The sequence below is a fragment of the Litoribacter ruber genome (assembly GCF_018500185.1).
Taxonomy (GTDB): Bacteria; Bacteroidota; Bacteroidia; order Cytophagales; family Cyclobacteriaceae; genus Litoribacter; species Litoribacter ruber.
Genome location: NZ_JAHBGI010000046.1, coordinates 1 through 1,914 on the forward strand (window position 1 = coordinate 1; position 1,914 = coordinate 1,914).

At 48.8% G+C, this 1,914-nt stretch carries 1 protein-coding gene; it reads right to left on the reverse strand.

The annotated features are described in order from the left end of the window. Window positions 1-369: 369 nt before the first annotated feature. A complete protein-coding gene (locus tag KIH41_RS18005) occupies window positions 370-1,554 on the reverse strand; it encodes a hypothetical protein (protein WP_214163336.1) in 1,185 nt (394 codons plus the stop codon). Window positions 1,555-1,914 lie beyond the last annotated feature (360 nt).

The window sequence follows — 1,914 nt, forward strand, 5'->3', positions numbered from 1 at the left end:
GCCTTCATCCCGCCCGTGGCTGTTAATAGGTAGAACAATGACAACTACGACAACCTAGCCGGGAAGGAGGAGTTTACCTACCTCGGGAGGCCGACCGACGGCGGGACAACAATGACAACCCTGCCGGCCTTGCCTGGGCAGGCGGGCACGTCATTTAACCGAAGGTTGTACGTGTCTAGATTTCTCCCCGCCACGGCGGGCAAGCGCTCCCTCCGGTCGGTTCCCGATTCGTTTCACTACTCGGGACTAGGCGAAATGACGGAGGAATGCTGGCCGATCGAAAACACGATGAGATATTAAGCCCTTCACTCCCCCTCCCGCTGCAAGNGCTCCCTCCGGTCGGTTCCCGATTCGTTTCACTACTCGGGACTAGGCGAAATGACGGAGGAATGCTGGCCGATCGAAAACACGATGAGATATTAAGCCCTTCACTCCCCCTCCCGCTGCAAGGAATACCATCGGCAGCATGGGCATGAGGAATCGGCTGTTCCAGTCTATGGTCAATAGTGTTGTGCTGAGGGTGCAGATGGTGAGGTAGGTCCAGAAGAAAACGGCTGGATAGCCTTTTAACCTGGCCGCACCATAGATCGCCAGCCCATACACGGGAATCAGAAATGCCAGTGCCGTCAAATTATGTAATGCCGAATAATATGGCCGTATATACAGAAGAAAATAAAACAGTTTGGTACCAAAAAGCTGTATTGAGTACAGCGGATTGAACAGGATCAGACTGACAAACTGCCATAAAGCCGGGTCTTCTGAATTGGGAAGGTAGAGGTTTTCCGGCGCTTGGATGATCAAGGATTTTGCGTAATCCATGTGGGCCATCTTATAGATGTTATAAACCACCTCCCCTTTCTGGTAATCCTCCACGAATCCAAAGGTACTCAGCATCTGGTTGAGCAAAAGTATGAAACCAAGTACTCCGAAAGTCAGTAATCCGATTTTAAGTTTGCGGTATCTTTCCGCCTTCCACACCCCATATGCCGACACCGCCCCCACCGCACCTAGCATCCCCACTCCAGTAGGTCTGGTCAACACCGTCCACCCAATGATCATCGATCCTAAAACAAATAAAGCCACACTACTAAATAGTTTTTTCTCTGAGCTCTCTGCGCCTTTGCGGTTATTTCTCATTGCTATCAAAAACCACATGGAAAGGCATGTCAGGCTGATGTAAAGGGATTCGGCGTAGAGATACAGGTTCCAAAACGGCAGCATCAAAAAGCCCAGGAAACATGCTCCTGTGATCAAGGCTATAAATCTATTATTGAATAACCTCAGCGAACTGTCATAAAGACTAATCAGCGCCAGATATGAAATGGCATATTGTACAAGCACAACTGCCTCCAGTTTTGGACTGAGCATCCCCACCAAAAGCAGAAAACCCACATACCCAATGTACCAGAAATCGTGGGGCTTATAAAAGAATCCCCTTTCTTTCAGTTCCGAGACATACAACACAAATCTCTCGGTATCCGCATCCACCATCACGCCCATTTTATAAAACCAGGCACCGTTGACCACTAGGAACAGTATAGAGAGAATCGCCATGTTTAGGGCATTTCTCGAGGCAATTATGGGGACTAGATTGGAATAGGTCACGAAGTCGCTTTCAACAAATGGTCACAAAGTAGCACAAAGTTCAAAAGAAGTAGCGCAAAGTTTAAATATTAGTAAAAGTTCTCGCGGCGGTCGCGGCGATGCGCGGCGGGCGCTGCGAGGCCTGTTATTAATTATTAATTATTAATTCCTAATTCCTCCTCCTTCGATCTTACACTATTTTGAGCAGGCTCAAGTTTTTTCAGGGGTCCCACTATCCCCAGCTTTACCCCAGCTTTACCCTAACGTTACCCCTACTCTGGTATAAGGTAAGGAGCACTGAGCACTGGGCACTGAGCATGGAGCACTGGG

Excerpts from the sequence above, each read along its gene's own strand:
- KIH41_RS18005 (WP_214163336.1), bottom strand. The coding sequence starts at position 1,554 with ATGGCGATTCTCTCTATACTGTTCCTAGTGGTCAACGGTGCCTGGTTT.